Genomic DNA, 26877 nt, shown 5'->3' on the forward strand with positions numbered 1-26877 from the left:
TCCATCATCGGCGCAACAGAAAACCTCCTGCTTAGCTCTGGCCTTGGTATTGCTGGCTCTGCGCTGGTATTTGCGTGCAATTTTGTATCTCTCATTTACTACCGTTTATACGCTTTTTTGCTTGTTTCTAAATCGACGTTGCTACAATGTAGCAAATCAATTTGGTCGTGTAGCAAAACCTATGGGCTCTATAACCATCCGCAAGCGCAAGGACGGATCTGCACGGTATACCGCGCAAATCAGGATCATGCAGCAGGGCGTCACAGTTTATCAGGAAAGCCAGACATTCGACCGCAAGGCAACTGCGCAGGCTTGGATCAAGCGACGTGAGACAGAACTAGCCGAACCAGGTGCAATCGCTAAAGCAAATCGTAAAGGTGTGACGGTCAAGGAAATGATCGACCGCTATCTGGATGAGTACGAAAAGATCAGGCCGCTCGGAAAAACCAAGCGCGCCACGCTCAAGGCGATTAGTGAGACATGGCTTGGCAGTGTTGAGGATTCCGATATCACCAGCCAGCAGCTTGTTGACTACGGTGTACGCCGGATGCAAGAAGATGGTATCCAGGCTCAAACCGTGGGCAATGATCTCGCCCACCTCGGGGCCGTGCTTGCTGTTGCCCGCCCTGCATGGGGCTATGATATTGACCCTATGGCGATGCCTGATGCGCGTCGGGTGCTGCGCAAGATGGGCGCTGTCAGCAAGAGTAAGGAACGCGCTCGTCGCCCAACGCTGGATGAGCTGGACCGCCTGCTTAACTACTTCTGCGAGATGCGCGACCGGCGCAAGCAACAGATCGATATGGTGCGCGTCCTGGTGTTTGCGCTGTTCTCAACTCGCCGTCAAGAAGAGATAACCCGAATCCGCTGGGATGCCATGGATGAAGCGGGCAAGCGGGTGTTGATTACTGATATGAAGAATCCAGGTCAAAAGTACGGCAACGATGTGTGGTGCCTGGTGCCGGATGAAGCGTGGCGCATCCTGCAGTCAATGCCACGGGTTGCTGATGAGGTGTTTCCCTATAACGCTAAGTCAGTGTCGGCCTCGTTCACGCGGGCGTGTCGTTTCCTAGAGATTGAAGATCTGCACTTTCACGACCTGCGCCATGATGGCGTGTCGCGTCTCTTTGAAATGGGTTGGGATATTCCGAAAGCGGCCAGCGTGTCGGGCCACCGGGATTGGAACTCAATGCGCCGCTATACGCACTTGCGGGGGAATGGCGATCCATACAAGGATTGGCCATGGCTGGAAATGGTTGTAACTGGCCCCTTGATAGGGGCCGTGACGGATTAAGAGGCGCGGCGTGAGCCACGGCCCATTAGTTTGTCGTGCTCGGCCTTGGCCTTACTGTGCTGGGCATCAAGATAAGCTGCTAGGTCTGACAAATGAACGCCGCGTGCAGACTTCTGGCTGCGTTCAATCGGTACCAAGGGCAGATCAATCTGCCCGGCAGCGACCTTGATTTTCATTTTCTCCGGCGTCAGGTGGCTAAAGTAATCTGCGCAAACCCGCTCAAGCGGAATGATCACAGCACCGTTGTATTGGGCCATCAGCAGAAAGCTAGTGTTCATTTGGTTACCTCCTGCCTTGGTTTGAACGTAAACACCACGTATCTCTGTTGTTCAGGTGGTGCGTATACCCCACGACAAGCTGCGCGTGCGGGCGGGGTTGATAGCGTAGCGTTGTGCTCGTACTTTGCGCCCAGCGCACGCATTTCGTGGGGTATAAGTGCCTTGTGTTGGCGCTACTTGGTGCATTAATAATGCCTGCTGCTGTGCAGCAGAGACTCTTTATTACGCCACCGCTCAGGTGTTGCTGGCGACCAGTGGTAGCAGCGTATGACCATTGCTTTTGTACTTGGTCGCCGCCGTGCTGACGCTCGGCCTTAGCTGCTGTGGTTGCGGTGGCTTGGGTCGTTGCGGGGTCATGTTTTGGCAGAGAATAAGCCCTTCGGGCGAGCCGGGTGATTATCTGTGTCATGCCGCGACCTCCCGTTTTAGTTGTTTGAGCGTGACCTGGTTGCGGGCTGCAGCACGCAGGCGCCACAGAGTGGCAGCGCCATATTCAGTGCGCACCTGGTTCTCAAGTTCTTTCAGCTCGGCTGTGATAGTTTCAAGGCGAGCAACGGCGCGGGTGTGCTCGTGCTGCAGCCTGCCTGCGGCGTCAGGGCTTAGGCGTAGCAATGGATAATTGCGGCTCATGCTGCAGTCTCCTGTTCTGCCTCGAGCAGGATCTGGTCGAACGCCATAGACTCACTATCGAACTTGGCTGTCTTCAGTAAATCTCGGATGTTGGTGATGCCAATCTCGCTGCCGGGGCTGGCCACGAAGCTGATCGTGCAGCGCTCCAGGTCGAAGTCGACGCTGGCATCGTTTTCTAACCAGTCAATCAACTCACTATCAGGGTGTTTAACGTCAGTGGCCTGGGCGGCAGTGATACGGTTGATTATGTCGCCCACTTTTGCTTGCAGATCACGGCTAAAGCGAGCCTGATCCGGCGAGTCGAGCGCGTCGAAAGTATTTGCCGCTAGCAGCAGCTTGCCGTGTACCGCGCTTAGTACATCGCGATCATCTTCATTGAAGGGGGCAGATGCGAACTGCCGCTGTAGGTAGTCGACGGTTTTGGCGTGGTCGAAAGCCTCGGACTTGATGTTTTGGCGCAGAGCGAATAATTCGCCATGACGTGTGGCCAGTTCTGCGCGCAGTTCGTCATTCGACTCCTGCTTAACCTTCAGCAGTTTGCGCCAGTGTAGTGCTGCAGTTTTTCGGCCGTGTTCGTAGCCGGTTGTCTGGCCGGTGCGCAGGCCGATGCAGTAGAAGAACAGGCCCGCCACTGCGGAAGCGGTGAGCATGGCGAACATTGCGTAGATCTGTTGAATTGAAAAGTCCATGGTGTGCTCCTGGGGTTTGATATCGCTGGTGGTGGCAGCGGGGTGCTTAGGGTTGTTCTGTCAGTTCGCTCTCAGCCGCATCGGCTCGGGCGTCGATGAAGATGGCCAAGTGGCGTATGTCGATGAATTTGGGCGCTTTAGTGCTCGCATCCAATGTGGTGATTGGCAGAGCGACACGCCCGGTGTTGATAGCGCGGGTGAAGTTTTCGTCGTTGAGGTTGCGAAAGTAGCGGGTGCGTACCTGGTCGATTGGAATCAGCACATCACCCAGGCTGCGATGCAATAGCTCAACAGTCTGCGAGCGTGGTGCCGGGGGCAGGCGCAGTTCGCGCTGGGCCTGCGTGCTCATGCTGCAGCCTCATTGGTTGCGGTTTGTAGTTGATCTTTCAGGCGGTTGATTGCGAGCTTTCCGGCGATGCGCCGGGCAGGCGGTTGTGCTATTTGGGGTTGATTGCTGGCCCGGATGTCTTTGTTGATCCCTGCCAGTGCTGCACGGGCGGTTGAGCCGAACGCAACGAAGCGGGGCAGTGGCGAGGTGCTGTCTATTGGTTCAATTACTGCGGCCAGCTCGACACCCTCGATGCCTTGCCCAAGGCGCAGCATTGCGCGGGCGCGGTACTGGTCGCCCAGTTCGACGGCGAGCCGGTCGATGGCAGCGGCTAACTGCAGGTGCTCGACTTGAAGCGGCGCGGCGCAAGTTGTGAGTGATAACCCGGCAGCTGTTGCCGCCAGAGTCAGGTTGGCCAGGAGCTTTTCAGGCGTGCGGCGTTGTTCTGGCAGCTGCAGCAGCTCGATCAGCAGCGCGTCAATTAGTTTGATGTCCATTGGTTTTCCCCTTTGGGTGGTTCCAGGCGATCTCTACGTGCGTTCGCACCAGGTCGCGCAAATGTTCGGGCACTTCCTCCAGAGCTGCCCGCCGTTCATCTTTGCTTTGCATTGCGATGATCTGGCGGGCGTACTGGCGTGGCCTTGTTTCGTGGTTATGCGACATCGCGTGGATCTTGTTGCGGATCTGGCAGCGGGCGCTCAATGCCCAGCTTTCTGGCCAGCCACGGGATACCTGCATCCGTTACCCGTGTGGTGCGCGGGTACTGCAGGCCATGCTGCGGGTGGTGGTAGCGGTTTTCACGCGTGACCAGAAACGCCTTGTCGCGATCAGGGTGTGCAGGAAGGTTATGCGCATCGAGCAGCCCTACCTCGCGCATGCGTTGCATCAACTTGCGATGCCCAAGCCCTAAACGGCCAGCGGTGTACTTGAGTGAATTGGTCATGGCGGCACCTCACGCAGCTGCCGCGAGGCTGTTGCGGTAGCCCTGCAGGAAGCGGTTGAGATTGTCGGCCAGCATGGTGTAGGCGCGCTGGGTGTCAGCAGGCAAGGTGAGCATGCAGATGGTGTCGTCCAGTTCAGGGCGTGCGGTGTAGCCGCCGCGTGGGTTGCGCTGGATCAGGAGAACAGGTTCCAGTTCGTGGGCGATCATGTGATAGGCGCCACGTCCGTGGCGGATTGCGCGGCGTAGGTCTGCCTCTATATCACTCACGACCTGATACTCATCTAGGTCTGGCACGCCTACAGGAGCGCAACCGTTGGCAATGCCTTCGATAAAGCTGGCCACGCGTGTTGCGTTATCTTTACGATTTTTTGCGAGGCTAACGCACGTATTGCGGGTGCCGCAGATTTGCACCCTTACCTCGATCCCGACCGTGCATTGCTCGATCTCAATCTTGACCGGTACGGAGTGGCGGCAATCACGCGTGTGCAGGGTGTGGTGGAAGGTGCCGCTTAGGCCAACCTGAGCCTGTAAGCGAAGATAGGCACTGGCGTTGAGGGAGAGACGGCTCATGCTGCACGCCCTCCATCGTTCGGATCGATTGGAGCGAGTGTAGGGGCTGATTTTGGTTTTGACCTAACCCGGCCTGCAAAGGCGCAGCCGTGCATTACGGCAAGGCGACGAACCTCAAAAGTGCGGTTGGAGTTACACGTCGGGAGGGCGTACAGGATTGCGTTGGACATGATTTACCTCGGCTCTGTGGTGGAGAGATGAGATAAATCTACAAGCAAAACTGTAAATAGGTCAACAGCTTTGCTTGTTATTTGTAGTGGCGTTGTTTGTGGCTTTACCTGTTAAAGCTTTTGAACCTTCCAAAGTGCCTTACCGCAGATATGCCATTCCTCGGACATACGCATGTATTTAGGAGCCCAGTCAGGGTTGATTGCTTCGAGAATCCACTCGCCATCCTCTTGCTGCAATCGCTTGAACGTTACTCGATCAGAGGTGGTCAGCTTGGCTGCTACAAAGTCACCTTTCACCGCTTCTATCGAAGGATCAATCACCACTTTATCGCCATCAGCGAAACTGACTGGACCTGTAGGGTTGAACATGCTGATTCCCTCAATCCTCAATACAAAGGCGCGAGGGCCAGTTGGGCCGGGTGAGTCTATCCATTCTTCAGCATCGCCTGGCTGAAACTCGTCAATAGCTTCACACCAAGCCCCTGCTGCAATTGAGCCGATCACTGGCAATTTTCTCACTATGTCATTCATGACAGTTGCTTGCTCGCTGTAGCTGATACTCGTTTCTTTAACGAGCCGTGGGCCTTCGCGGCTTGGATCAACAACTTTAGGAGGAATGCCAAGCACCCTAGCTATCTGAGCGAGGTACTTGGAATGCTTGGTTTTGCCCGACTCAATCGCTGCGTACGATTGTTGTTTGAAGATCTCACCGCCGAGAAGTTCTTGCACGCCCGCAGCTACATCCGCCTGGGACATCTTGAGTTCCGCGCGGCGACGTTTGAACAGGTCAGCAATGACCCTTTGCTTTTCAGTTTGAGTATTCATGCGGAAAGGCTACAAATAAATTTGTTAATGCTCCAACAGAAATACCTGTTGATTATTGACAGTTTTGTTTGTAATTTGTGCGTGAGTTTTGAGTGAGGAAGTCTCATGAATACCCCATGCGAGATGAAAGCTGCCTTTGAGAAGGCAATAGAGCTAGCTAATGGACAGTCTGCCCTTGCACGCATTCTTTCTACGCCTGAAAAGACTGTAACCCAACAGCGGTTGTGGCATTGGTTGAAAGTTAAGGGTGTATGCCCAGCAGAGTTCGTGCTGAGAGTTGAAGCCTCTACCGGTGTATCACGGCATTTGTTGCGACCTGATGTTTTTGGCGAAATGCCGGATCAGCAGGCCGCTTAGAAAAAAGGCGACCGAAGGGCCGCCCAGTTTCTCCTCTCGCACACACCACATGCGGGAGGGGTGCAATAAGTCAGCGGAGCACACCGAGTACCACGCTGACTAGCTACACCACCAAGGCCCGGAAGCCTTGGGTTGCCAGCCTCTCCACCACAGAACGGCTGGTTGTATCGGCAGGGCGAGCAACGGATTGCTTGCCTTGCCTTTGGGGATGTAACCGGCGTTTCCACCACAGAGCAACCGGTTACAACACATGACCACCTGTTGAGTGATCACAGCGCTACTGTATCAAGCAGTTTCGTTGCGGTCACTGGCAGCTTTTCAGGAGCACTGCCATGTACCGTTCTCGTTGGTGCAGCTTTGAGCGCGCAAGCCGCTCAATTTTGACCTTACAACAATCGCTGCATCATGCAGCACATGACTATCCAGGCGGGGCTACCGCCATTGCCGCCGTAGATGGCGACACCAATCCCACCACGCTCAACCACAAGCTCAGCCTTACCAATAAAACTCACACACCGAACATTCGCGACCTTGAGCTGATCCTTGATCTGACTCGCGACCCGCGAATTGTTGACGCCTTGCTGCATCCAATCGGCTGGGTCGGGGTTGATATTTCAGACTTGCGCGAGAGTGATACGCCAAAGGCGCTGTTGACCGGGATCAGCGAGCTGCTTAACCGCGAGAGCCACCTGACGCTGCACCTGACCAAAAGCCTTGATGACGGCACGTTGGATGACGATGAGTGTGCTGAGTATGAGCAACTGGCTCTGCGCCTGGTACAAGCCGTGCTCAAGCTCGGTGTTGTGGTGCGCCAGATGAATCAGGAGGCGCGCAAACATGGCTGACATCGCTGATGTATCCAATGACAACATCCTGCAGGAGCTGGATAGGCGACTTTTTGCGCGACAGCTTGCTCGTCCAGGGCGAATCGTAGATGAGTGCGAGGAGTGCGGTGATTCAATCCCTCTCGGGCGTGTTGAGGCGCTGAAAAAATCGGAGTGCGTGCGCTGCTTCGATTGCCAGCAGATACATGAGCTGAAAGAGGCCCGCCGTTTATGACTGACAGGCACGAATTGCTCGATGACGTGCTGGTCCAGCTGCAGGCGGGCGGGCTAAAACCCGAGACGCCTCTGGTGCTGGAAAAGCGCACGCGCTGTGAGGCTGAGGGCGATAAGGCGCCCGATAAAACCGGCTGGTATGTGATTTATGAGCACATGACTGGTGACGGTAAGACGCTCTACTGTGGGGCGTTTGGTGACTGGCGATCTGGCGAGAAGGGGTCGTGGCAAAAGATCAAACCGAAAGGTGGACGACTCAGCAGCGAAGACCGAGCGGTGATGAAAGCCCGTGCCGAGGAAGGGCAGCGCAAAGCTGCTGAGGCTGAGGCACGGAAACATAAAACGGCGGCTCGGCGCGCTGCTGGCATGTGGAAACACCTGAGCGAGAAGGGCGGGTCGCGTTATCTGGATGCAAAGCGGGTTGCCGGTTTCGGGCTGCGTTATAAGGCGAAGTCTGGCACCGCCTTTGTGCCAATGCGCAATGTTAAAGGCGATATTGTCGGCCTGCAGGTGTTGTACCCGGAAAAGCAAGAAAACACTGGGCGCAACAAAACCTACTGGCCATGTGGGTTGGAAAAAGAGGGCGCATTTCACCTGATCGGTCCTGAGCCTGAGCCGGGTGATGTGATTTTAGTTTGTGAAGTTTATGCGACCGGCGCAAGCCTGCGACCGGCGAAAGCCTGCACATGGCGACAGCGCTGACTGTGTCAGTGTGTTTCGATGCAGGTAACCTGCTGCCTGTGGCTCAAGCCCTGCGCACGCGTTATCCGGGGCGGCAGTTGTTGTTCTGCGCGGATGATGATTGGAAAACAGTTATTCGCGGCAACCCGTACAACACGGGTGTGAAGAAAGCTGAGAACGCATCCATCGTGGTTGGCGGTGATGTTGTGGTGCCGGTTTTCGACAATGATCGCGAGGACGCTTGGACGGACTTTAACGACCTGCACTGTGCTGAGTCGCTGGATGCTGTACGGCGCCAGGTGTTGGCGGTAGTTCGCCCGTCAACGACTGAGGGTTGGCGGGAAAAGCTGCAGTATTCCGAAAAGGGTGGGCTTATTGCTCACCCTTACAATGTGGCGCTGATTCTCGGTAACGACCGACGTTGGGATGGCGTGGTCGCCTATGACTCATTCAGCTCGAAGATCCGCAAGATGCGCACACCGCCCTATGGCGGGCAGCCCGGTGATTGGAGCGACCTGGATGATGTGCGGGTCACGCTCTGGTTGGCGGATGTGTATGGCCTGCGCGTCAAGTCGGCGGCAGTGCTTGAGGCGGTCAACGCTGTAGCGCATGACAATGCGTTTCATCCAGTGCGTGAATACCTGGACACCCTTGAGTGGGATCAGACGCCGCGTCTTGAGTTCTGGCTGCAGCAGCGCCTGGGTGTGCCCGACACGGAATACTCGCAAAAGGTAGGCAAGCGCTGGATGTTGTCGGCTGTTGCTCGGGTGTTTCAGCCGGGCTGCAAAGCTGACTCGGTGTTGATTCTTGAGGGTATTCAGGGCGCCGGTAAATCGACCTCGATGTCAGTGCTCGGTGGTGCCTGGTTCATGGATACGCCCTTCAACCTTGGCGATAAGGACGGTTATCAGGCGATCAGGGGCAAGTGGATCATCGAGCTGGGTGAGCTGGACGCCTTCAACAAGGCTGAATCAACCCGCGCCAAGCAGTTCTTTTCAGCTTCGATTGACAGCTACCGGGAAAGCTACGGGCGGCGCGTGCTCGATGTACCGCGCCAGTGTGTGTTTGTGGGTACGACTAACCAGGACGAATACCTGAAAGACGATACGGGTAACCGGCGATATTGGCCTGTGACCTGTACCAAAGTCGACCTGGAGGGGTTGCGTGCAGACCGTGATCAGCTATGGGCTGAGGCCGTGGCCTGTTATCGGGCTGGGCATGTGTGGTGGGTTGAACGTGATGAAGCTGAGGTGTTCGCCGCTGAGCAAGATCAGCGCTATCAGGCGGATATGTGGGAAGAGCCAATCATCAAGTATTTGGCTGAAAGGCATATCGGCGACAGCGTGACAGGCGCGCATATTTTGGAGCATGCACTGAACATCGACCCAAGCCACTGGGATAAACCTATGCAGATGCGGGTGGGGAAGATCATGCATCGCCTCAAGTGGCCGCGTCGCAGGCGCGGTTCATCGCCCAGCGGCACAAGGGGCTATGTGTATATGAAGCCGCCAGAGTGGAAACGTGGCGAGAAAATAGAACCAGAGAAGGAGTATCCGTTTTGATCCCTGAGATGGATGAGATGTTAAAGCTGTGGGCGCTCGATATGCATGGGGGCGATGGTGGAGGATCTGGCAGCAGCATGCTCGGGCAATTGATGGATTGTCAGGGCGAGCTTATTCGTGGCTCCCGAAGCGGCTCCCGGATGCTGTTGAGCTGGAGTGCCGATATCGAGGTGATAGTTAACAAGCATCTTGCCGTGCCGTTGGCGATGGTCGTGCATGAGCATTACCTGAATCGCCAGAGCCTTGAGCACCAGAAGTGGGAGCGCTGTGGGTGCAGGCGTTCGCAATTTTATGAGCGATTGCATGCTGCTCATCTTGAAATTGCAGGTATGCTGCTGGAGCGCGCAGCCTGATGTGGTGCGAAGTCCCAGTCTGTCCCGCCCGTTATTTTGCCAGCGGGCCATGTGCAGGCCGCGTAATACCTGCAATAGTCCCACTACCCCACCTAAATCAGATGCCCGCATGTGTAGCGTACAGGCACACGCGCGCATCACGCGCAGCGTTAATTAATATCTCTCTACGGGAGAAAGTTAATAAATAGTAGGGTAGTGGGACACCGCATTGTTTTTGTTGAGGTTTTAGCGTCCCTCCAGTCTTTAGGCATGTGGGGCACGTGGGGCACTGCCTGCGGCGCGGTAGCCAGTCTTGTTATATTGCCGTTGATTGCCTGTACGTTGCCGTTGATTGCAGGTATGGCAGCGCTTCACCCTTGCTGCCAACGGATTGAGGGGGTATAAATCAGTCACGTTCAAAGAGGTACGCAACTCGCAAGCCTCATCCAAACCCGGCCATCGTGCCGGGTTTTTTGTTTCTGGCATTTGAGGTGACGTATGACTCAGGAGCAACAGCACGCCCTGACGGAGATGCCCGTATGGGTTGTGCTCGTTATCGCGGTGGTAGCAGGTTTCAGCGGTGAGATGTGGCGCGCCGATAAAGCTGGCCTGCGCGGCTGGGAGTTGTTTTACCGCGTCATCTTGCGCGCCGGTGCATCGGTCGTGTTCGGTCTGGCAACCATGCTGATGGTGTGGGCAAGCGGCGCGGCAGTGTTGGTTGCTGCCGGGCTGGGATTCATTGTCGCGACCATGGGCGCCGATGTTGCCAGCGCGCTTTACGAGCGCTGGATAGCGAAGCGGGCAGGCGTGTGTGATGTGCCATTAACGCCAGAAGACAACAAGTGAAAGCGCTAATATCAGCTCTTTGACTACACCGGCTCAGCTTCAGGTGGGTCTGTTTCATCGTCAGATGAGTGCCGCTTTTTCAATGCTTTGACAGGGATTGAAACAGTCAAGAATCCGTATGTGAAAACGTTGATGAAGTGGAGAACAAGTAAAACGACTTCCTTGCGTTGGATTGGCTCGCTGCCAGTCCAAAATAGATAGATTCCTGCAAACGAGAGCATGAATGTGGTCACGATAACCGCATAAGCAAAGATTCTAAAAGCTGATCCCATAAGCTTACGCAGTAGCTTGTTGAGCTGATCCTTATGCTCTTGGTTGCTCTTTAGGTATTGCATGTAGAGCCCAAGCATTGCCATTACAAGCATGAGGCCTTGGATTACCGTGTCCATTTATGTATTCCGTTAAGTGTGAATTGCCCAGTAACAGCGGGTCTTTGGGGTAACTGTAATGCGTAGCACGATATCCGCCAACGGTCTTGATGAAGCATTAGCCTCATTGAGTTCATTGGGCGAAGGTCTCGCGGCAAGAGCATTAGCCGATGCGCTTAACCACACGGCCAATCAAGCGCGGCTGGCGTTGCGAGCCGAGATGGCAGATGTGTTTGATCGGCCAACACCTTTCACGCTGAATGCGATACGAATCCTCAATGCCAAGCCCAATACGCTTGAAGCTGCCGTGTGGGTTAAGGACGAAAAGGACAACGCCTCCAAAGGTTTCGCGCCCGAAGACTGGGTCGCGCCGCAGGTGTTCGGTGGCCCTCGCGCAGAGAAGAAGAGTGAGTCATTGCTCAGGGCCAAACGGATACTGCCTGCGGGTAAGTTCATCGCGCCTGCGGCAGGGGCTCGCTTGGATGCATACGGCAATATCAGTCGCGGGCAGATGCAGCAAATACTTTCGGGCTTAATAGCGCTTGAGGGGAGTGCGGGATACACCGCCAACGCCTCCAATAGTTGGCGATCAATCAAGAAAGGCCACGAGCAAGCGTACTTTGTTATGCGCCGTGGCAAGACGCCAATCGGTATCGCAGAGCGTCGGGGCAAGACTGTACAGATGGTTCTCGCGTTCGTATCCCAGCCCCAGTACCGCCGCCGCTTGGACTTCCACGGCGTAGTCGAACGCACTGCTGATGCAAACCTTGAGACGAACGTCGATAAGGCCATCACTAATGCCTTGAGCGGCAACTTGCCGAACAACTTCAAGCGCAGGCCACAGTCGCAGCCTAGCCGCTAGCGATGATCTGGTGTTATTCCGCATCTGATAGCCGGGGGCCCCTAGGGCGTTCGACTCGTTAAGGGTAATTCGAACCGTGTTTTTCCGTTAGCGGCTGGTTTGGGAAGTTAGTGAACTGCGGTGAACTGGTTAACCGCTTGAGGTGAACGGTTAACAGGTGGGTCAAATGGACGTACTAAGTAAGTCACAGTTTGCGGCGAGTAGAGGTTGGTCGAAGTCTTACGTCTCAAAACTGGTGAAAACCGGCCGTCTGATAGAAACACCTGACGGCAAAGTGGATGTTGCCGCTACCAATGCTTTGTTGGATGAAACTTCTGATCCAAGCAAAGCGGGTGTCGCTGAGCGGCATGAGCAGGAGCGAATCAGCAAGGGCGTTACTGCTCACATCAAACCTGGCTCAGAGGTCTCTGACTCCTCATCGAAAGTTGTAGGTAAGCCGGACTTTCAAAAAGCTCGCGCCCATCGTGAACACTACCTGGCGTTACTCGCCGAAGACGAATACCTGAAGCAGCATGGCCATTTGGTAGAAGTCGGTGCGGTTGAAACTGCAGCCTTTGATACCGGCCGGATGTTGCGTGATCTGTTGTTGGGCCTGCCTAAACAGATATCCCCTGAGCTGGCTGCACTTAGTGATCCTTGGGAAGTTGAGCGACTGCTAACTACCGGAATGCGCCGCGTACTCGAGGATGCTGAGCGCGTTAGCGCCTCTGACCTGAGTGATGTCATCAAACCACCGAGTTGAAGCAATGAATACAAAGTATGCCGATGGTGCCGCCGTGTACCGGTCGGCATACATACGAGGCGTAAAGCCTGATCCTGAGTTATGGATTGATGAATGGTCAGACGAATACATGCGAATCCCGCGTGAGTCTGGTGCTGCTGAGCCTGGTCCATATCGCACCGCACGCACACCTTATGCGCGGGAGCCAATGCGTTGTCTGTCACCAGCTCACCCATGCCGCCGCGTCGTGACTATGGTTGCCTCGCAGTTGATGAAGACACAGATCGCTCTCAACTTTATCGGGGGCTGTATCCATATGGCACCGTCGAACATTTTGATGCTATTGCCGACCCTGGGGCTGGCCAAGCGTGTGTCTACGCGTGTTGGGCACACGATTGCCGCAACGCCCGTATTAAAAGAGCGAGTGGCCAAAGCCCGCTCCCGCGATGCCCGCAATACCATGGATACCAAAGAGTTCGAAGGTGGCACGCTTTACGCAACCACTGCTGGCTCTGCAGCAAACCTGGCAGAGCTTGCTGCTCGTTACGTTTACGGCGATGAGGTAGATCGTTGGGATGTAGACGTCGACAACGAAGGTGACCCAATCGAACTGGCTGAAACCAGAACGTCAACGTTCGGCCGCAACGCTAAGGTCTACTTTTCAAGCTCCCCAACGATCAAAGGCGCTTCACGTATTGCCGATCTATTTGCTGAGAGTGACCAGCGCCATTACTACGTGCCGTGCCCGCACTGCCATGAAATGCAAGTTCTGGAATGGGAGAACCTCAAGTACACCGAGGATTACAGCAGGGTGCAGTACCTCTGCGCCAATCCAGAGTGCGGATGCCTGATTGATGAACACCACAAGGGCGATATGTTGGCCCGAGGTGAATGGCGTGCTCACGCTGAAGGTGATGGTGAAACGGTTGGGTTTTACCTGAATGCACTTTATGCACCTTTAGGCTGGGTCAGTTGGCTGGGTTTGGCGAAGCAACACGACAAGGCTAAGAAGGCTCAGGACAAAGGTGACCTTGAGCCAATGCAGGTGTTTTACAACACCCGTCTGGCACGCTTGTGGGATAGCGCTCAGGAGGTAACCCGGGCGAGTGAGCTGCAAGCTCGTGCAGAGGATTACGACCTGGGCTCAGTGCCTCGTGGCGTTCTTATGCTCACTGCTGCAGTCGACACACAGCACAACCGTCTCGAGTTGTTGGTTATCGGCTGGGGTGAAGGCATGGAGCGCTGGGTCGTTGATCAGCAAGTCATCAGTGGCGACCCAGCAGACGACCGTACTTGGCTCGCTCTTGATGAGAAGCTTAAAGCGCGTTACCGGCATACCTCTGGTGTTGAGATGGCGATTTGCGCCACTGCTGTTGACTCCGGTGGACATCATACGGATGAGGTTTATCAGTTCTGTCGGCTTCGCCGTTGGCGTAACGTGTTTGCGGTTAAGGGGGCGAGTAAGCCAGGTCGGCCAGTCATTGCCCAGCGCCCGTCAAAAGTAGACGTGACTAGAAAAGGGTCGGTCGAAAAGCGTGGTGTAGAGCTATGGATGATTGGTACCGATACGGCCAAAGACTGGATCTATAACCGTTATGCGTTGAACGAGGGGCCAGGCGCGATTCACTTCTCCAAGGATCTGCCAGAAGACTGGTATCAACAGGCTGTGGCGGAACGCAAAATCGCCCGTTACGTGAAGGGGCATAAGCGCATTGAGTGGGTAAAGGGCAAGGCCGAGCGAAACGAAGCGCTCGATCTCCTGGTTTACAACCTCGCCATGGCGCACTACCTAGGTTTGCACCGCCACAAAGAGCCTGAGTGGTCACGTCTTCGTGCCGCAGTTGGTCAAGGCAGCTTGTTCGCGGATCGTCCTACGCCTGTTGATGACGCTCCCTCATCCGCTGGTACGCCAGTAGCAGTGGTCAGCCCAGCAGTGGCAACTCAACCCAAATCAAACCCGCCTCGAGTTGGTCGCCGCGTCTCAAGCAGCGGATACCTGAAGCGGCGTTAACCCTATGTGAGGCAACCATGACCGATGCCAAACAACGCCTGGCGGATGTCCGGGCCTCGATCAAGCAAATCCTAGAAACCGGCCAATCTATCCAGAAGGGTGACCGGCGACTGGATCGGGCTGCATTGGCAAGCCTGCGCATCCTCGAGACGCAATACGCCGAGGCTGCCGCACAAGAAGCAGCAATCTCATCGCGGCGTCCGCGTATCACTCGGTTATTCAGCAAAGGCAAGGGCATCTGATGGTACGTACCCGTGGAGTCTCAAGACGCCTGAGTAACAGTTACGAAGGCGCTGGCACCGGGCGGCGCGCCCAAGGTTGGGACGCTCCAGAGGGGGCGTTGAACGCAGTTGCCTTGCCAGCACTGCCCGCTTTGCGCAAACGGTCGAAGGCCGCTGTTCGGGCTAATCCGTATGCGTACAGTGCGATCAGCAAGCGTGTCAGTAACATCATTGGCACCGGAATCACGCCGCGAGCATCGATTAAGGACGCCGATCTGCGTGCCGCTTTGCGTCAACTGTGGGAGGACTGGACTGACGAATCTGATGCAGACGGTCTGTCCGACTTCTACGGCCAGCAGGCTCTGATCGCCCGTATGGTTGAAGAAACCGGCGAATGCTTTGTTCGTATGCGCTATCGCCGACCAGAGGACGGTTACGCGGTGCCATTGCAGCTGCAAGTTCTGGCCGCTGAGTACGTGCCGCTTGATCGCAACTTTCGCACCCGCTCAGGCAACACGGTAAGAGCTGGCATTGAATTCAATGCTATTGGCCAGCGGGTGGCGTACTGGATGCACGGTATGCACCCGGGCGATGTGTTTTCTGGTGCTTATGGTTACAACGCCTTGCACCGGATACCTGCTGACCAGGTGCTGCACATTTTCGAGCCAACTGAGGGCGGCCAGTTGCGAGGTGTTCCGAGACTGGCGCCAGTGCTGCTTAGATTGAAGTCGTTGGACAGTTACGACGATGCGGTTTTGTTCCGTCAAGAGGTGTCGAACCTGTTCGCGGGCTTTATCACTCGTAAAGCCACCGAGGGCACTCAACCCGAGATTGATCCGCTTACTGGCGTCCCTGTAGTGGTTGATCGCGATGGGGCCCCATTGGTTGGGCTTGAGCCTGGCTCTATGCAGGAGCTGATGGAAGGGGAGGAAGTTACATTCTCTGATCCGCCTGATGCTGGTGGTACCTACGTCGACTTCATGCGGCAGCAACTTCAAGCCGCGGCAGTCGGTGTTGATCTGCCCTATGAGCTCTTATCTGGCGATATGGGCGACATCAGCGACCGCGTACTACGCGTGCTGTTAAACGATTTCCGCCGGCGGATCGAGCAACTGCAATTCAGTGTGTATGTGTTCCAGCTGTGCCGGCCAGTGCGCGCCGCATGGATGGATACGGCTGTGCTGTCAGGTGCGATCGCATTGCCTGATTACGCTGCCCGCCGCCGTGAATACCTGCGGACCCGCTGGATTCCTCAGGGCCACCCATACATTCACCCGGTTCAGGACGTCGACGGCAAGCTAAAAGAAATCAAAGGCGGGCTGGCTAGCCGCAGTGAGCACGTACTTCGCACGGGTTACGACGCGGAACTGATCGACGAAGAAAACGCCCAGGACAATCAGCGTGCTGCAGGACTGGGACTCACCTACGACAGCAGCAACAGCCCGGTCCAGCCGGTGAAACCAGAGGAAGAAGAATGAACGTAATCCGTAAACACTGGCTCAGCACCGCTCTAGCGGTGGCGCTGCAAGGTATCTGTACCTTGGCCAACCCTCGAATTTTAAATCGTGGTGGTTCTGCGCCTGAGGTACAAGCCGAACACTGGTACAGCATTCGTGCCGCCGGTGAGGGCGCTGATAAGGCCATTGAGATCTACGTGTATGGCGAGATCGGTTACTGGGGAATCACTTCAGCCGATTTCATTCGTGACCTGCAGGCACTGGACGACGGGACATCGCCGGTTGTGGTGGCTATTGATTCAATCGGTGGTGACCTGTTCGACGGTATTGCAATCCACAACACGCTCAACCGTTTGGGTGAGCGTTGTACTGCCCGTATTGACGGCGCCTGCTACAGCGCGGCCAGCATCATTGCGGCCGGGGCTCATCGTGTCGAGATGGCAGACAACGCGCTGTTAATGATTCACAACCCGTGGACATTTGCCGCAGGTGACAGCGCTGATCTGCGCAAGGTCGCAGACATGATGGACAAAGCCTTTGACGGTATTGTCGCCAGCTACCAGCACCGCCCTCTGACGATTGAGGATACCGATTTGCGGCGACTGATCAATGAGGAAACTTGGTTCACTGCAGGCGAAGCCAAGGATGCCGGGTTTGTTGATGAGGTTCTGACTGGCGACTACCCAAAATTCAGTAACAGCCACGGCAAGATACTGAACCGCTATCAACATCCACCACAGGCAGCGCATGACTTGCTCGCCAGTAATGAGCCAGACCCGGAACCTGAATCAGATCCGGAACCAGAGCCTGAACCCGATACAGCGACGTTGGCCAAGGAACTTGCCGATGCTTGTCAGGCTGCTGGTCTGGCCAATCTCACCTCGGTGCTGATCTTGTCCAGCGGGCTAAAAAGCCGCGCCGCCGTTCAGGCCGAAGTTGTACGAGCCAAGGCTGTTCGTGATCTATGTGTGCTGGCCAAATTACCTGGTGAAGCGGAGCAGTTGATTACTGATGGTCTGAACGCTGACGCTGCCCGGGTAAAGCTCTTTGACAAGGTGGTGGCCAGCACCAGCCAGGTTGAGATCGACAACAAACCACCGCTTTCAGAAACCCAGCCAGCGCCGACGGCAAAGGCAGTAGACCCTGGCGATATCTACGCCAGCCGCAAACCTAAATCCTCATAAGGAGGAAACATGGACATCAAAACCGAAGGCGTTCACGCCGGGGAATTCCTCCTGTCGGAGGCAAGCGGCTCGCGCAGCCGCGCCAACATCGTAATCAGTGCCGGGGCAGGGCGTCTTCTCGCCGGAACGCTGATCGCTCTTATCACCGCTGCAAACGCTGGTGTGGCAACCGCCAATGCGGACAATACAGGTGACGGTGTGCTGGGCGGCATTGTTGTAACTAGCGCAGCTGTTAGCGGCAACTACTTGGTGACTGTTACCGAGGCCAGCTCCGATGGCGGCAAGTTCACGGTTACCGACCCAACCGGCTTTCAACTCGGTGAAGGTGTCGTGGGTACCGCATTTACCAGTTCCGGGCTGACTTTCACGCTGGCCGACGGAGCGACGGATTTCGCTGAAGGCGATTCGTTTGTCATCGATGTACTTGCCAATTTGGGCGAGTGGGTGGCTTACGACGTTGATGGTACTGACGATGGCCGCCGTGCAGCCAGTGGCATTTTGTGGGCTGGTGTCGACGCAACTGAAAACGATGTCCAGGCGGTCGGCATTGTACGTGACGCAGAGGTGATCGACAGCCTGCTCATTGGACTGGATGACGCCAGTGAAGTCGATCTACTCGCGGCAGGTTTGGTGGTGCGCAGCTCGGCCCCGGATAACCCAACGCTCGGCGAATAATACCGCCGAATAACCCTGACACCCTTAGCCCCGCCGATGCGGGGCTAGTCATTTCTAGGAGCCTGACATGGCTGAGATTTCGATTTTTGAAGATGAGGCGTTCAGCGTCACCAACCTGCTGGCGGTGATTAACGAAGAGCACGTAGTACCTGGTCAGATCGCCGCTGCTGGTTTGTTCGAAGAGGAGGGCAGCACAACCGTCACCCAGCAGATTGAGAAAGATGGCAACACTCTCCAGCTGGTTGCGGCGAAGCCACGCGGTGGCGTTGCTCAAGTGGTTACAGGCAGCAAGCGCACCATGATCCCTTTCAATACTGTGCACCTGCCGGAAACCTTCACTATTCATGCGGACGAGATCCAAGGCATTCGTGCTTTTGGTTCGCGCACTGAGCTCCAGTCCGCAGAAGCAGTTGTTGCTGCGCGGGTGCGTAAGTGCCGTTTGCAAATGGAGCTCACGCATGAGTATCAGCGGATCGGTGCTATCAAGGGCCAGATCATTGATGCTGATGGTGAAACAGTGTTGCTGAACATTTATCAGGCGTTTGGTCTGAGCAAGCCCAAACCCTTCTCGCTCGAGCTTAACAACCCAGAAACAGACGTCAGCGTTAAGATCGTTGAGGTACTGGATAAGCAGGAAGATGCGCTGAGTGGTGTGCCTACCACTGGCTCGCGTGGTTACGCCGGTAAGAATTTCTGGGCAAAACTGATTGCTCATCCGAAGGTGCGTGACACCTACCTCAACACACTGCAGGCCGCAGAACTGCGTGGTGATCGCCGCGTCGCTTTTTCGTTCGGTGGTGTGGTTTGGGAGCGTTATAAAGGCCAAATGGGCAGTAAACACTTCGTCAGTACGGATGAAGCACACGTTGTGCCAGAAGGTGCTCCGGGTCTGTTTATCACCACTTTTGCCCCGGCCGACTACATGGAGACGGTCAACACCCTGGGCCTGCCGTTCTACTCCAAGCTGGAGCGCATGCCTTATGACAAAGGTATTGCGGGCGAGGCTCAGTCCAACCCACTGCACCTGTGCACCAAGCCCTTGGCCGTGCGTACGGTCACAATCTAAGCATGGCCGGGTTTGGTGATTCTATAGCGGCGATGGATGCCGCTATAGAAGATTCGCTGAGCGATGGGCTTGCCGAGTTCATATCCGCCAACGGCACGCTGCAACATAGTGCGCTGTTGATCATGCTCGACAAGGATGCTGAACGTATTGATACGGTTCAGGGCTTGGTTGCGCGAGCGGTGACCATTTCTGTCAGGCGCTCTGCTCTTCAAACATATGACCGTCAGGGTGCGTTTCGCCTCGATGCGGTTCATTGGGGGGCTGATGGAAAGACCTGGCATCTGGACGGTATCGCCAGCGATGACGGCCACTGGATCACCTTCTACGTAGTGCCATAACTATGCCTAAAGATATTCAATCCGAAATCGTTGCGGAGGTAATCGCGCGCTTGGCTGTTGTTGATTTGTTTGGCAGCCAGGTGCTCGAGGAAAGCGTTATGCGCGTGATTGACGCAGAGGATACCGAAGGGCTGCCAGATGAATTCATCATCATCCAGCAGGGCGGTACTGCCGAGATTGATCGCGCTGCAGGTGGTGCAAGTGTAAGAGAGCAAGTGACGCTGAACATCACGGCTATAACTCGACAGCGGGGATTTGCACCGCTGCTGCGTGCCGGGCGTATCGGCATCAAAGCCGCGCTGCCCGGTACCAAGGGTGGCCTTACTACCACTGGCGTCCAACAGGTCGCCTTTCAACCCGAAACCCCTATGCCGCCTGCCGAAGGTCGGCGCTGGGCCTGTCATGTGATGCCTTTACTCGTCACTTATGTACAGCCCCTCAAGTGAGGACACCGCAATGCCCAAGATTTCTATCACCCAAGCGTTTAACTATTCCTCTGGTGGCGTAGTTAAGACCTACAAACAAGGCGAGCAGGACGTGCCCCAGGCCGTTGCCGATCACGCCCAACGCAAGGGCTTCGCCGCTAAGCCTGGACCTGCTGCAAAAGCTAAGGACAAAGCCGCAGAGGCTATTCCTGCTCAACCGGCTGCAGCCAAGTAAGCCTGCGTTCTCTTCGCCCTGAATACACGGAGTAACACCATGTCCCAGATTGACCGCTCGTTTGTTGGCGAGGGCATTCCCTATGCTCGTGCCTACCAGTCACAGGATGCCTTGCTCGACATGGGCAACTGCGATTCTTTCACTATTGGTTTCACCACCAACCGTCAAACACTGCCTAACTTTCGTGGTGGCGGCGGTAACCGTAACGTGCGTGAGCAAGTCACCGATGTGACAGCCACTATCGGCCTGTACGACCTTACCGCCACTAACGTGGCACGGGTCACGCGTTCGACAATCACAGCAGTCGCCGCAGGCATCATTACTGAAGAACCACGGGTATGTGAGGGCGTTCAGGGTGAGCTGATCCCATTCAAAAACCTGCCTGATCTGTCAGCGCCAGTCACCGTTGTGACCACGGCAGATGGTCCGCTGGCTGCAGGCACTGACTACTTGCTGACACCTCACGGCATTCTGGTGACGGGCAGTGGTGCAATTACCTCTGCCGGTGTGAAGCTCACTTATACCGCCCGCAAGTCCAGCGCTCTGCAAATGCTCAACGGCAGTCAGGTTGAGTTGGAAATCTTCATCGCGGGTCTCAACGATGCTCAAAGCGGAGAGCCATACAGCCTGCACCTGCGCCGCGTGAAGTTCGGCATGCTCGCGTCCTTCCCTGTGTTTGGTCAGGAGTATCTGAAGCTGGAAGGCCCAGCTGAGTTGCTGGCTGATCCGCTGGTGTTGAGCACTGACATCTCCAAGTTCTGCGAGATGAACATTGTCGACAAGGCTGCTTAAAGGCGCCCAACCCCTCACTATTACAGGCGACAGTGCTGGCACTCTGATATAGAGTGCCAGCACTGTAACTCTGGGAGGGGAACAATGAATTATCGAATTTTAATTGCCTTGGTTTCAGCTGTTTTGTTGGCAGGTTGTGGTGAGCCAAGACTGGATGGGTCCAGCGAGGCTGCTTTGAAAGCTTCAGTTGTGAAGGTTTCCGAAAAGCTCGACAGCACAAAAAAAGAAGAATTTACCGAAGCACTTCAACTGGTGGCTCTCAGCAAAATGGATTTGGCGGCGGTGATGTCTGGCAAAAAATCCTCAGACACGCTGGCTGTCGAAATGCTTACTGAGGTTAACGGTAAGACTGCTGATGAGTTAATAGCTCAAGCCAATGTCATCAAGGCAGAACGAGCCGCCAAAGAAAAAGAACAAGCGCTGAAAGAAATATCTGAGTTGGAGAGTGAGTTAGCTGCTGCTGAGAAGTCCAAAGTAGAGTTAGCTAAATTCACTGTCAGTCGCTCGCGATTTTATCAGCGAGACCGAAAATACTCCGCTATCAAAGAGCCTATTATAGAAATGACCGTTTATAACGGTACAGCTCACCCTGTTTCTCGGGCTTATTTCAAAGGGACGATAGCAAGTCCTGGTCGATCCATACCTTGGATTGTCGAGGACTTTAACCATGTGATCTCTGGCGGGATAGAGCCCCTAGAATCTATGGACTGGGCGCTAGCTCCGAATATGTTCAGTGAGTGGGGAAAGGTTGACGTTCCTAATGATGCAGTGTTCACGATTGAAGTAGTGAGGCTTGATGGTCCAGGTGGTGAGGCACTGTTTGATTCCAGCGGTTTGTCTGAGAATCAGCTTGACCGTCTAGCGAAACTGAAAGAGAAGTACTCAGCTAAATAGCTCAACAATTTGCATCTAAAACCCGCTTCGGCGGGTTTTTCTTTGCCCGGAGAAAAGTACATGGGTATCAAAGACCGCCTGATTCAGTTTGTGCTGCGGGGCAAGGACGAGCTATCGCCCGAGGCGAAAAAGAGTGAGGAGGCACTTGCCGCTCTGGGCAAAGAGGCTGAGGAACTGGGTAAGTCGCTTGATGCGGCTAAGAATGCTCAAGGCTTGGTCAATAGCCTGAAAAGCACTGAGCGCTCTGTCGAGCAGGCAGGCAAGGCGGTTCAGCGCAGCGAGCAGCAGGTTAAAGAGTTGCGTGACGCCTTGGACAAAGCGCCGGGCTCGAAGGGCCTGCAACAGTCCCTGAAAGACGCCGAGCGTGAAGCGCGGCGTATGCAGACTCAGCTGGACAGGCTCGAAGGTAGCCTGAACGATCAGCGCAAGGCTGCCAAGGCCGCTGGTATTGATACCAATAAGCTGGCCGACGAAGAAAAGCGGCTGGCAAATGAGGTTGAGCAAGCCAAGCAGGCGTTGAGTGAAAACAGCGCTCAGCTCAGAACCCTGAGCCGCGAGCAAGCCGCTGCAAGTCGCTCAGCTGATCAGCATGCAGACAGTGTGAGCGCGGTCAGAACGGGTGTTACGCAAGCTGCTGTCAGTTTCTCCAAATGGCTGATCACCATCTACCTGGTCGACAAAGCCCTGCAAGGTCTGAGCGCTGGTATTGGCTTTGTGAAAGACGGCATCTCATCGATGTTGAAAACCGGCGATTAGTTTGAGTTGCTGGATAAGCGACTTGCTTCGTTGATGGGCTCGATTGAAGGCGGTGAGCGGGCGGTTGCCTGGATTAAGGATTTTGCCAAGAACACGCCGCTGCAAATCAGTGAGGTGACCGAGGCATTTGCCCTGCTCAAATCCTACGGTCTCGACCCCATGGACGGCAGCTTGCAGGCTGTGGTCGACAAGAATGAAGAACTTGGCGGCGGCATGGAGCGCCTGCAAGGTATTGCCTCGGCGCTCGGTCAGGCATACGCCAAGCAGAAGCTGCAGACCGAGGAGATCCTGCAGCTGGTTGAGCGGGGTGTGCCGGTTTGGTCGTTGCTGGAAAAAGTCACCGGTAAAAATGCTGCCCAGCTTCAAGTGCTGGCTACCAAAGGCCGATTGGGCCGTGATGTCATCAAAGCATTGATCGATGAAATCGGTAAAAGTGCTGACGGCACAGCCGCGAAAAGTATGAGCTCCCTGACCGGGCTTGCAAGCAACCTGAGTGATGTTTGGCAAAACTTCCTTGATCGGGTTGCAACGTCGGGTGCGCTGGACTTCGCTAAGAACAAGCTGCAAGAGCTTGGAGCAAAAATAAGCGAGATGGACCGGGACGGGCGGCTGGATGCGCTTGCGCAGTCGCTGTCAGATACCTTTGTTAATGGTGCCAAATCGGTCGAGCGATACATTCAGCAGCTCGATAAACTCGACTTTGTAGGGTTGGCAGACAAAGCCAAAGAGCTGGCCAAGCAGGTAGGCCCTGCCATCGACCAGGTCGTCTCCACCGGGCAGTATGCAACTGCCACGCTGAGTACGGTCTGGAACACCTTTAGCCTTTTGGTTACCAGCTCGGCGGCAACGTTGGCCAAAGGCGTGCAGCTCACACTGGGTTCTGTGCTGTTGGCAGGTGGGCAAATTGCCGGGTTCTTTGGCGGCTCTGAGATCAAGGCCAAGGCCGAAGGGCTGTACAGCTTTCTCGGTGAGCTGAGCGATGGCTATGCAAAGCAAGCTGATACTGATCTGAAACAGATCGGCAGTGCTTGGGATTTTCTCGATCAGAAATCGGCGGATAGTGCGCAAAAGCGGACTGCCGACGAAGCGAAGAAAACTCAGGCGGTCAAAACAGAACTTGAACAACAACGCATGCTCGACCAGGCGCATGCTGACCACTTGATCGCCAATCAGCAACGGATCGTTGATGCGGCGGCTAGCGGCAAAACCGCCATTGCGGACTTGGCGAACGCCGTCAATCTGATCGATTCATCCAAGTCGGTTAAGCAGATTGAAGGTCTGCGCGTAGCGCTAAGAAAAGCCTAAAAAGCCGGTACGTTGAGTATCGAGGAGTACCAGCAAGCAACCGCTGTATTGAGCTACAAGCTCAAGTCTCTCGGTTCATCTGCAGGTGGCGCAGCGGATCTGGTCTCTGACCTGGACGACAAGCTAGGTGACCTTTCAAAGGTTCAAGCCGCGATCAGCAGTGCCAAGACAGATGTTGATATCAACAGCATTCGCTCGGCGCTGCGCAAGCTGTATGACGATGGCTCGATCACGGCCAAGCAGTACAACGAGGAGCTGAAGAAAACCACTGAGCGGCAGCAAGAACTCAAGGGCGCAGTCGAGCAAGGCAAAAAAGCACAGGACGCGAAAAACGAGTCCGACAAAGAGGCCATCGTCACCAGCGAGCAGCTGCGCCGTGAGTCGGGCGAGCGCATGGCGCAAGAGCGCCGGGCCAGTGGTCAGGCGATGGAGGACTCGCGCCGTGGTGCTGAAGCTGTCCAGAAGGACTTGGCCGATGTTGAAAACTTCTTTGGCGGCGTGCTCACGCGCTCGCGTGAACCACTGGCGCAACTCAGTGCTGCTGCGCTTGAGGCATTCGACAAGCTCAACGGCATCAGCACGGCCAACATCGAGCTGGACACCAGCAGCCTGGATGCCACCACTGAGTCACTACAGCAGGCCACCCAGGCAATGGGGGAAATGCAGAAAGCGGCCAGTACGGTCGGTGTGAGTGCGTTCGGCAAGTGGGCGGTTGAAACCCAGTTGCAAAGCCAACGCCTGCAGGTGCAGTTCCTCAAGCAAAAGGCCAGCTTGCAGAGCCTTGAGGAAGGTTATGCAGATGGCAGCATTACGGTCGGTGAGTTCGCGCGCAAAGCTGAATCAGCCCGCCATACGCTGGGCCTGCTGAATGACTCTGATCTGCGCACGCTTGAGGGGTCAATTGAGTCGGCCAAGCAAAAGATGAAGCAGCTGAGTGAGGGCAGCAAAACGACTCTGAACAGTCTGCGCGATGAACTGGCCCAGTTGCGCGGTGAGCAGGACAGCATCGATAAGCGCCGCTTTGCCAGCCGCCAGGCCGACCTCAAGCAACAGTTGGCCGAGGCCCAGGCCAGCGGCGACGGCAATGCGGTCAGCAACCTGGTCCAGGCGCTCGGCACGCTTCGCCAGCTTGAGCAGGAGAGCAACCAGAAACGCCAGCTCGAGCAGCAACAAAAGCGCATCGACGCGCAAAAGCCCGCTACTGCAACACCTGCAGCCGCCCCGGCGAAAATCATTCGTCTGGAAACGGCCAAGGGCAAAACGGTGGATGTAGCGGTGAACGCTGACCAGGATGAAACCAACTTGCTCGACATCTTGCAGGATGCCGGGTTGAGGGCGTTATAGATGATGCTTGATAGCGTTGAGCTTGATGATCAGTTTGAGTGGGTCGATGAGTTCGAGTGGGATGTCATCGCCCAGGAGCAGGAGCGCTCACTGTCGGGGGCACTGCTTGTGCAGGAGGGCGTCAAGCTGTACGGGCGCCCGATCACCCTGCGCAGTAATGGCGGGGTCTGGACGCCACTGTCGGACGTTCGCCAGCTCGAAGTACTGCGCGATCAGGCCGGGCGGGGGATGCCGCTGACGCTGCCGGATGGGCGTGAGTTCTTCGTGATCTTCAACCGCATCAACGGCGCACCACTTGAGGCCCGCCCGCTGGAACGCCTGGTTAATCCACCTGACGATCACCCGTATGACGTGAGCCTCAGGCTGATCACCGTTGCACCGCCGCCTGCGCCATAAACCGCGATATTAACCCTGCCGATAGCCCGCTCTGTGCGGGTTTTTTAATGCCCGGAGATTGGCATGACGATCAATGTTGATGATGTAAAGCTGTTAAAAAGCCAGCGCCTGACCGATGAGGAAGATGGCGGCGGGCGTGCAACTGGGCAGGCGGTGACGGATGCAGAGATTAATAACCTGTTCCCTGATATCTCCCGTCTCGACCGTACGACTGGCCGCATTAACCTGCGCAAGGTGTTTGCTGGTGTCAGCACCACCAATGCCGACCCGTACCTGGGCGCGCATTCGATTGTGGTCAAGGCGCCGCTTGATCCTCGCGTGTCGGTGCTGCTGTTCAACACCGGCAGCCAGACCGATGAGCGCAAGGATGCGCGTAACGCCATCGAGAGTTATGTGGTGCCTGCGGTCTCAGCGCCGTTTGAATTGCTCGGCAACCAGCTCAAAGGGCAGCGCGCCATTGCCTGCGTGCAGCGTGAAGAGCAGCGCATCCCTGAGATTGGTGAGGTGTATCAGCTGGTCTCAACGGCTCATGAGCAGTATGTGCGCATCAGTTCGGTTGATTCGCGGCTTGAGCAGTTTGCATTCGATTACGGCAACGGCAACTACATCACTTTCACACGGCGGCGCTTGGATCTTTCGATCAGCGCCGCATTGCTTGAGACCATGCCGGGCGGTCAGGTAACACCAGCAGGCACAGCGGCCTCCTCGCTGGATGGCAAAGCCAAGGCGCAAGTGCTGACCACGCAAGTGGCCGATGCGGCGCGCTATTACGGCATCAGCCCGCTGGCGTTGGCCGTGGCCGAGGGTGATCTGTCGCTGCGGGTGCAGAGTGTTTATTCGCAATTGGTGCCGAGCGCTACGCGTGAGAGCGCCCTGATCGATCAGTTGGGCGGCTACCAGCGGCGCATGGTGCTTGCAGCGGGTCCGGCTCGCTCGGTGTCGTTGACCTTTGTAGCCGTCACGGGTGGCCAGTCGCGTTCGTTCCTTGGTACCGGCTGCGCACCGGGTTCCCTGAATCTGACGGCAAACAGCGGGGTATACGGTGATGACAGCAAGGGCGGCCTGCGGTTTATCTCGGGCAGCAACTGGATCACCAGCGGCACCATCGACTATGAAACTGGGGAAATCAATGTAACCCGTTCCGGTTCCGCGTGGACGGGGGCGGCGCCTGCCAGCTATCAGCCCGGTGCGGCTGCCACTGGCGAGACCGTTAGCGGTGAAGTCGAGATCACGCTGGGAAACCGCGGCTATGTGTAAACCTTGA

Annotated in this window: 33 protein-coding genes and 1 pseudogene; 25 read left to right on the forward strand and 9 right to left on the reverse strand. The window is 55.9% G+C overall.

The genetic code is table 11. From position 1 onward, the window contains the following. Positions 1-181 precede the first annotated feature (181 nt). On the forward strand, positions 182-1294 hold the full coding sequence (locus PSES9_RS0122220; protein WP_029529722.1) for a site-specific integrase: 1113 nt from the start codon (positions 182-184) through the stop codon (positions 1292-1294). Here PSES9_RS0122220 and PSES9_RS0122225 read toward each other — a convergent pair. The 8 genes from PSES9_RS0122225 to PSES9_RS0122260 form a co-directional block, all read right to left on the reverse strand. Continuing rightward, a complete protein-coding gene (locus PSES9_RS0122225; protein ID WP_010490729.1) occupies positions 1291-1572 on the reverse strand; it encodes a pyocin activator PrtN family protein in 282 nt (93 codons plus the stop codon). The two genes, PSES9_RS0122220 and PSES9_RS0122225, sit on opposite strands and share 4 nt — an antisense overlap. Positions 1573-1977: 405 nt before the next feature. Next, the gene (locus tag PSES9_RS0122230) at positions 1978-2202 is read right to left on the reverse strand and encodes a hypothetical protein (RefSeq protein WP_010490730.1); all 225 of its coding nucleotides are present in this window, start codon (positions 2200-2202) and stop codon (positions 1978-1980) included. Beyond that, entirely contained in the window at positions 2199-2891 is a 693-nt protein-coding gene (locus PSES9_RS0122235) for a hypothetical protein (RefSeq protein ID WP_010490733.1), read from the reverse strand. Before PSES9_RS0122235 ends, PSES9_RS0122230 begins: the two co-directional genes overlap by 4 nt. A 46-nt stretch (positions 2892-2937) precedes the next feature. Continuing rightward, positions 2938-3240 (reverse strand): pyocin activator PrtN family protein, encoded by a 303-nt coding sequence (locus tag PSES9_RS0122240; RefSeq protein WP_010490735.1) that lies wholly within the window; start codon positions 3238-3240, stop codon positions 2938-2940. Next, on the reverse strand, positions 3237-3716 hold the full coding sequence (locus PSES9_RS0122245) for a hypothetical protein (protein ID WP_010490737.1): 480 nt from the start codon (positions 3714-3716) through the stop codon (positions 3237-3239). The genes PSES9_RS0122240 and PSES9_RS0122245 overlap by 4 nt, the downstream gene beginning before the upstream one ends. A 155-nt stretch (positions 3717-3871) precedes the next feature. Continuing rightward, on the reverse strand, positions 3872-4162 hold the full coding sequence (locus PSES9_RS0122250) for a phage antirepressor KilAC domain-containing protein (protein ID WP_010490739.1): 291 nt from the start codon (positions 4160-4162) through the stop codon (positions 3872-3874). A 9-nt stretch (positions 4163-4171) separates the two neighbouring features. Next, positions 4172-4732, reverse strand: coding sequence for a hypothetical protein (locus PSES9_RS0122255; protein WP_010490741.1), 561 nt, complete (start codon positions 4730-4732; stop codon positions 4172-4174). A gap of 281 nt (positions 4733-5013) precedes the next feature. Further along, positions 5014-5727 (reverse strand): LexA family protein, encoded by a 714-nt coding sequence (locus tag PSES9_RS0122260; protein ID WP_010490743.1) that lies wholly within the window; start codon positions 5725-5727, stop codon positions 5014-5016. A 105-nt stretch (positions 5728-5832) separates the two neighbouring features. Between PSES9_RS0122260 and PSES9_RS24785 the strand changes: the two genes are divergently transcribed. From PSES9_RS24785 to PSES9_RS0122290, 6 genes and pseudogenes are all read left to right on the forward strand, one after another. Then, a complete protein-coding gene (locus tag PSES9_RS24785) occupies positions 5833-6084 on the forward strand; it encodes a transcriptional regulator (protein WP_010490746.1) in 252 nt (83 codons plus the stop codon). 332 nt (positions 6085-6416) lie between these two features. After that, on the forward strand, positions 6417-6929 hold the full coding sequence (locus PSES9_RS0122270; protein ID WP_010490747.1) for a phage regulatory CII family protein: 513 nt from the start codon (positions 6417-6419) through the stop codon (positions 6927-6929). Further along, a complete protein-coding gene (locus tag PSES9_RS0122275; protein ID WP_010490749.1) occupies positions 6922-7143 on the forward strand; it encodes a TraR/DksA C4-type zinc finger protein in 222 nt (73 codons plus the stop codon). Before PSES9_RS0122270 ends, PSES9_RS0122275 begins: the two co-directional genes overlap by 8 nt. Before the next feature lie 14 nt (positions 7144-7157). Continuing rightward, positions 7158-9385, forward strand: a pseudogene (locus PSES9_RS24140) (VapE domain-containing protein). Positions 9386-9393: 8 nt separating this feature from the next. Then, complete coding sequence (locus PSES9_RS0122285; protein WP_010490751.1) at positions 9394-9738, forward strand: PA0613 family protein; 345 nt, start codon at positions 9394-9396, stop codon at positions 9736-9738. Between the two features lie 477 nt (positions 9739-10215). Beyond that, a complete protein-coding gene (locus tag PSES9_RS0122290; RefSeq protein WP_010490753.1) occupies positions 10216-10563 on the forward strand; it encodes a phage holin family protein in 348 nt (115 codons plus the stop codon). A 23-nt stretch (positions 10564-10586) separates the two neighbouring features. Here PSES9_RS0122290 and PSES9_RS0122295 read toward each other — a convergent pair whose 3' ends face one another. Next, the gene (locus PSES9_RS0122295) at positions 10587-10952 is read right to left on the reverse strand and encodes a hypothetical protein (RefSeq protein WP_010490755.1); all 366 of its coding nucleotides are present in this window, start codon (positions 10950-10952) and stop codon (positions 10587-10589) included. Between the two features lie 58 nt (positions 10953-11010). Here PSES9_RS0122295 and PSES9_RS0122300 point away from each other — a divergent pair, with 58 nt between their 5' ends. From PSES9_RS0122300 to PSES9_RS24150, 18 genes are all read left to right on the forward strand, one after another. Beyond that, positions 11011-11793: a hypothetical protein gene (locus PSES9_RS0122300; RefSeq protein ID WP_010490757.1), complete on the forward strand. Its 783-nt coding sequence runs from the start codon at positions 11011-11013 to the stop codon at positions 11791-11793. Positions 11794-11959: 166 nt separating this feature from the next. Beyond that, on the forward strand, positions 11960-12535 hold the full coding sequence (locus tag PSES9_RS0122305) for a hypothetical protein (RefSeq protein ID WP_029529725.1): 576 nt from the start codon (positions 11960-11962) through the stop codon (positions 12533-12535). 4 nt (positions 12536-12539) lie between these two features. Next, entirely contained in the window at positions 12540-14525 is a 1986-nt protein-coding gene (locus tag PSES9_RS0122310) for a phage terminase large subunit family protein (RefSeq protein ID WP_029529726.1), read from the forward strand. A 17-nt stretch (positions 14526-14542) separates the two neighbouring features. Then, on the forward strand, positions 14543-14767 hold the full coding sequence (locus PSES9_RS0122315; RefSeq protein WP_010490763.1) for a hypothetical protein: 225 nt from the start codon (positions 14543-14545) through the stop codon (positions 14765-14767). Next, entirely contained in the window at positions 14767-16224 is a 1458-nt protein-coding gene (locus tag PSES9_RS0122320) for a phage portal protein (RefSeq protein WP_010490764.1), read from the forward strand. The genes PSES9_RS0122315 and PSES9_RS0122320 overlap by 1 nt, the downstream gene beginning before the upstream one ends. Further along, positions 16221-17387 carry a head maturation protease, ClpP-related gene (locus tag PSES9_RS0122325; protein ID WP_010490765.1) on the forward strand — a complete coding sequence of 389 codons (1167 nt, stop codon included), beginning with the start codon at positions 16221-16223 and terminating at the stop codon, positions 17385-17387. The genes PSES9_RS0122320 and PSES9_RS0122325 overlap by 4 nt, the downstream gene beginning before the upstream one ends. A gap of 9 nt (positions 17388-17396) precedes the next feature. Beyond that, positions 17397-18062, forward strand: coding sequence for a head decoration protein (locus PSES9_RS0122330; RefSeq protein WP_010490766.1), 666 nt, complete (start codon positions 17397-17399; stop codon positions 18060-18062). 67 nt (positions 18063-18129) lie between these two features. After that, entirely contained in the window at positions 18130-19128 is a 999-nt protein-coding gene (locus PSES9_RS0122335) for a major capsid protein (protein WP_010490767.1), read from the forward strand. 32 nt (positions 19129-19160) lie between these two features. Continuing rightward, a complete protein-coding gene (locus PSES9_RS0122340) occupies positions 19161-19466 on the forward strand; it encodes a hypothetical protein (protein WP_010490768.1) in 306 nt (101 codons plus the stop codon). Between the two features lie 2 nt (positions 19467-19468). Further along, positions 19469-19912 (forward strand): hypothetical protein, encoded by a 444-nt coding sequence (locus PSES9_RS0122345; RefSeq protein WP_010490769.1) that lies wholly within the window; start codon positions 19469-19471, stop codon positions 19910-19912. A gap of 10 nt (positions 19913-19922) precedes the next feature. Continuing rightward, complete coding sequence (locus tag PSES9_RS25130) at positions 19923-20126, forward strand: hypothetical protein (protein ID WP_010490770.1); 204 nt, start codon at positions 19923-19925, stop codon at positions 20124-20126. A 39-nt stretch (positions 20127-20165) separates the two neighbouring features. Further along, positions 20166-20918, forward strand: a complete 753-nt coding sequence (locus PSES9_RS0122355) for a hypothetical protein (protein ID WP_010490772.1) — start codon at positions 20166-20168, stop codon at positions 20916-20918. A gap of 84 nt (positions 20919-21002) precedes the next feature. Continuing rightward, positions 21003-21812, forward strand: coding sequence for a DUF6694 family lipoprotein (locus tag PSES9_RS0122360; RefSeq protein ID WP_010490773.1), 810 nt, complete (start codon positions 21003-21005; stop codon positions 21810-21812). Positions 21813-21872: 60 nt separating this feature from the next. Further along, positions 21873-22568 (forward strand): hypothetical protein, encoded by a 696-nt coding sequence (locus PSES9_RS24395; protein WP_010490774.1) that lies wholly within the window; start codon positions 21873-21875, stop codon positions 22566-22568. A 6-nt stretch (positions 22569-22574) separates the two neighbouring features. Further along, positions 22575-23873 (forward strand): tape measure protein, encoded by a 1299-nt coding sequence (locus PSES9_RS24400; RefSeq protein WP_274377995.1) that lies wholly within the window; start codon positions 22575-22577, stop codon positions 23871-23873. 12 nt (positions 23874-23885) lie between these two features. After that, a complete protein-coding gene (locus tag PSES9_RS24405) occupies positions 23886-25217 on the forward strand; it encodes a hypothetical protein (protein ID WP_010490776.1) in 1332 nt (443 codons plus the stop codon). Next, positions 25218-25613 (forward strand): hypothetical protein, encoded by a 396-nt coding sequence (locus tag PSES9_RS0122370; RefSeq protein WP_010490777.1) that lies wholly within the window; start codon positions 25218-25220, stop codon positions 25611-25613. It abuts the gene before it with no gap. 63 nt (positions 25614-25676) lie between these two features. Further along, a complete protein-coding gene (locus PSES9_RS24150; protein WP_036988416.1) occupies positions 25677-26870 on the forward strand; it encodes a hypothetical protein in 1194 nt (397 codons plus the stop codon). The last annotated feature ends 7 nt before the right edge of the window (positions 26871-26877 follow it).

This window comes from Pseudomonas sp. S9, from assembly GCF_000222125.1.
GTDB lineage: Bacteria > Pseudomonadota > Gammaproteobacteria > Pseudomonadales > Pseudomonadaceae > Aquipseudomonas > Aquipseudomonas segetis.

Excerpts from the sequence above, each read along its gene's own strand:
- PSES9_RS0122370 (WP_010490777.1), top strand. The coding sequence starts at position 25,218 with ATGATGCTTGATAGCGTTGAGCTTGATGATCAGTTTGAGTGGGTCGAT.
- PSES9_RS0122220 (WP_029529722.1), top strand. The coding sequence starts at position 182 with ATGGGCTCTATAACCATCCGCAAGCGCAAGGACGGATCTGCACGGTAT.
- PSES9_RS24150 (WP_036988416.1), top strand. The coding sequence starts at position 25,677 with ATGACGATCAATGTTGATGATGTAAAGCTGTTAAAAAGCCAGCGCCTG.
- PSES9_RS0122305 (WP_029529725.1), top strand. The coding sequence starts at position 11,960 with ATGGACGTACTAAGTAAGTCACAGTTTGCGGCGAGTAGAGGTTGGTCG.
- PSES9_RS0122295 (WP_010490755.1), bottom strand. The coding sequence starts at position 10,952 with ATGGACACGGTAATCCAAGGCCTCATGCTTGTAATGGCAATGCTTGGG.
- PSES9_RS0122270 (WP_010490747.1), top strand. The coding sequence starts at position 6,417 with ATGTACCGTTCTCGTTGGTGCAGCTTTGAGCGCGCAAGCCGCTCAATT.
- PSES9_RS0122260 (WP_010490743.1), bottom strand. The coding sequence starts at position 5,727 with ATGAATACTCAAACTGAAAAGCAAAGGGTCATTGCTGACCTGTTCAAA.
- PSES9_RS0122275 (WP_010490749.1), top strand. The coding sequence starts at position 6,922 with ATGGCTGACATCGCTGATGTATCCAATGACAACATCCTGCAGGAGCTG.
- PSES9_RS24395 (WP_010490774.1), top strand. The coding sequence starts at position 21,873 with ATGGGTATCAAAGACCGCCTGATTCAGTTTGTGCTGCGGGGCAAGGAC.
- PSES9_RS0122240 (WP_010490735.1), bottom strand. The coding sequence starts at position 3,240 with ATGAGCACGCAGGCCCAGCGCGAACTGCGCCTGCCCCCGGCACCACGC.
- PSES9_RS0122300 (WP_010490757.1), top strand. The coding sequence starts at position 11,011 with ATGCGTAGCACGATATCCGCCAACGGTCTTGATGAAGCATTAGCCTCA.
- PSES9_RS0122310 (WP_029529726.1), top strand. The coding sequence starts at position 12,540 with ATGAATACAAAGTATGCCGATGGTGCCGCCGTGTACCGGTCGGCATAC.
- PSES9_RS0122330 (WP_010490766.1), top strand. The coding sequence starts at position 17,397 with ATGGACATCAAAACCGAAGGCGTTCACGCCGGGGAATTCCTCCTGTCG.
- PSES9_RS24785 (WP_010490746.1), top strand. The coding sequence starts at position 5,833 with ATGAATACCCCATGCGAGATGAAAGCTGCCTTTGAGAAGGCAATAGAG.
- PSES9_RS0122290 (WP_010490753.1), top strand. The coding sequence starts at position 10,216 with ATGACTCAGGAGCAACAGCACGCCCTGACGGAGATGCCCGTATGGGTT.
- PSES9_RS0122360 (WP_010490773.1), top strand. The coding sequence starts at position 21,003 with ATGAATTATCGAATTTTAATTGCCTTGGTTTCAGCTGTTTTGTTGGCA.
- PSES9_RS0122335 (WP_010490767.1), top strand. The coding sequence starts at position 18,130 with ATGGCTGAGATTTCGATTTTTGAAGATGAGGCGTTCAGCGTCACCAAC.
- PSES9_RS0122355 (WP_010490772.1), top strand. The coding sequence starts at position 20,166 with ATGTCCCAGATTGACCGCTCGTTTGTTGGCGAGGGCATTCCCTATGCT.
- PSES9_RS0122345 (WP_010490769.1), top strand. The coding sequence starts at position 19,469 with ATGCCTAAAGATATTCAATCCGAAATCGTTGCGGAGGTAATCGCGCGC.
- PSES9_RS0122235 (WP_010490733.1), bottom strand. The coding sequence starts at position 2,891 with ATGGACTTTTCAATTCAACAGATCTACGCAATGTTCGCCATGCTCACC.
- PSES9_RS25130 (WP_010490770.1), top strand. The coding sequence starts at position 19,923 with ATGCCCAAGATTTCTATCACCCAAGCGTTTAACTATTCCTCTGGTGGC.
- PSES9_RS0122285 (WP_010490751.1), top strand. The coding sequence starts at position 9,394 with ATGGATGAGATGTTAAAGCTGTGGGCGCTCGATATGCATGGGGGCGAT.
- PSES9_RS0122320 (WP_010490764.1), top strand. The coding sequence starts at position 14,767 with ATGGTACGTACCCGTGGAGTCTCAAGACGCCTGAGTAACAGTTACGAA.
- PSES9_RS0122340 (WP_010490768.1), top strand. The coding sequence starts at position 19,161 with ATGGATGCCGCTATAGAAGATTCGCTGAGCGATGGGCTTGCCGAGTTC.
- PSES9_RS0122225 (WP_010490729.1), bottom strand. The coding sequence starts at position 1,572 with ATGAACACTAGCTTTCTGCTGATGGCCCAATACAACGGTGCTGTGATC.
- PSES9_RS0122250 (WP_010490739.1), bottom strand. The coding sequence starts at position 4,162 with ATGACCAATTCACTCAAGTACACCGCTGGCCGTTTAGGGCTTGGGCAT.
- PSES9_RS0122255 (WP_010490741.1), bottom strand. The coding sequence starts at position 4,732 with ATGAGCCGTCTCTCCCTCAACGCCAGTGCCTATCTTCGCTTACAGGCT.
- PSES9_RS0122315 (WP_010490763.1), top strand. The coding sequence starts at position 14,543 with ATGACCGATGCCAAACAACGCCTGGCGGATGTCCGGGCCTCGATCAAG.
- PSES9_RS0122245 (WP_010490737.1), bottom strand. The coding sequence starts at position 3,716 with ATGGACATCAAACTAATTGACGCGCTGCTGATCGAGCTGCTGCAGCTG.
- PSES9_RS0122230 (WP_010490730.1), bottom strand. The coding sequence starts at position 2,202 with ATGAGCCGCAATTATCCATTGCTACGCCTAAGCCCTGACGCCGCAGGC.
- PSES9_RS0122325 (WP_010490765.1), top strand. The coding sequence starts at position 16,221 with ATGAACGTAATCCGTAAACACTGGCTCAGCACCGCTCTAGCGGTGGCG.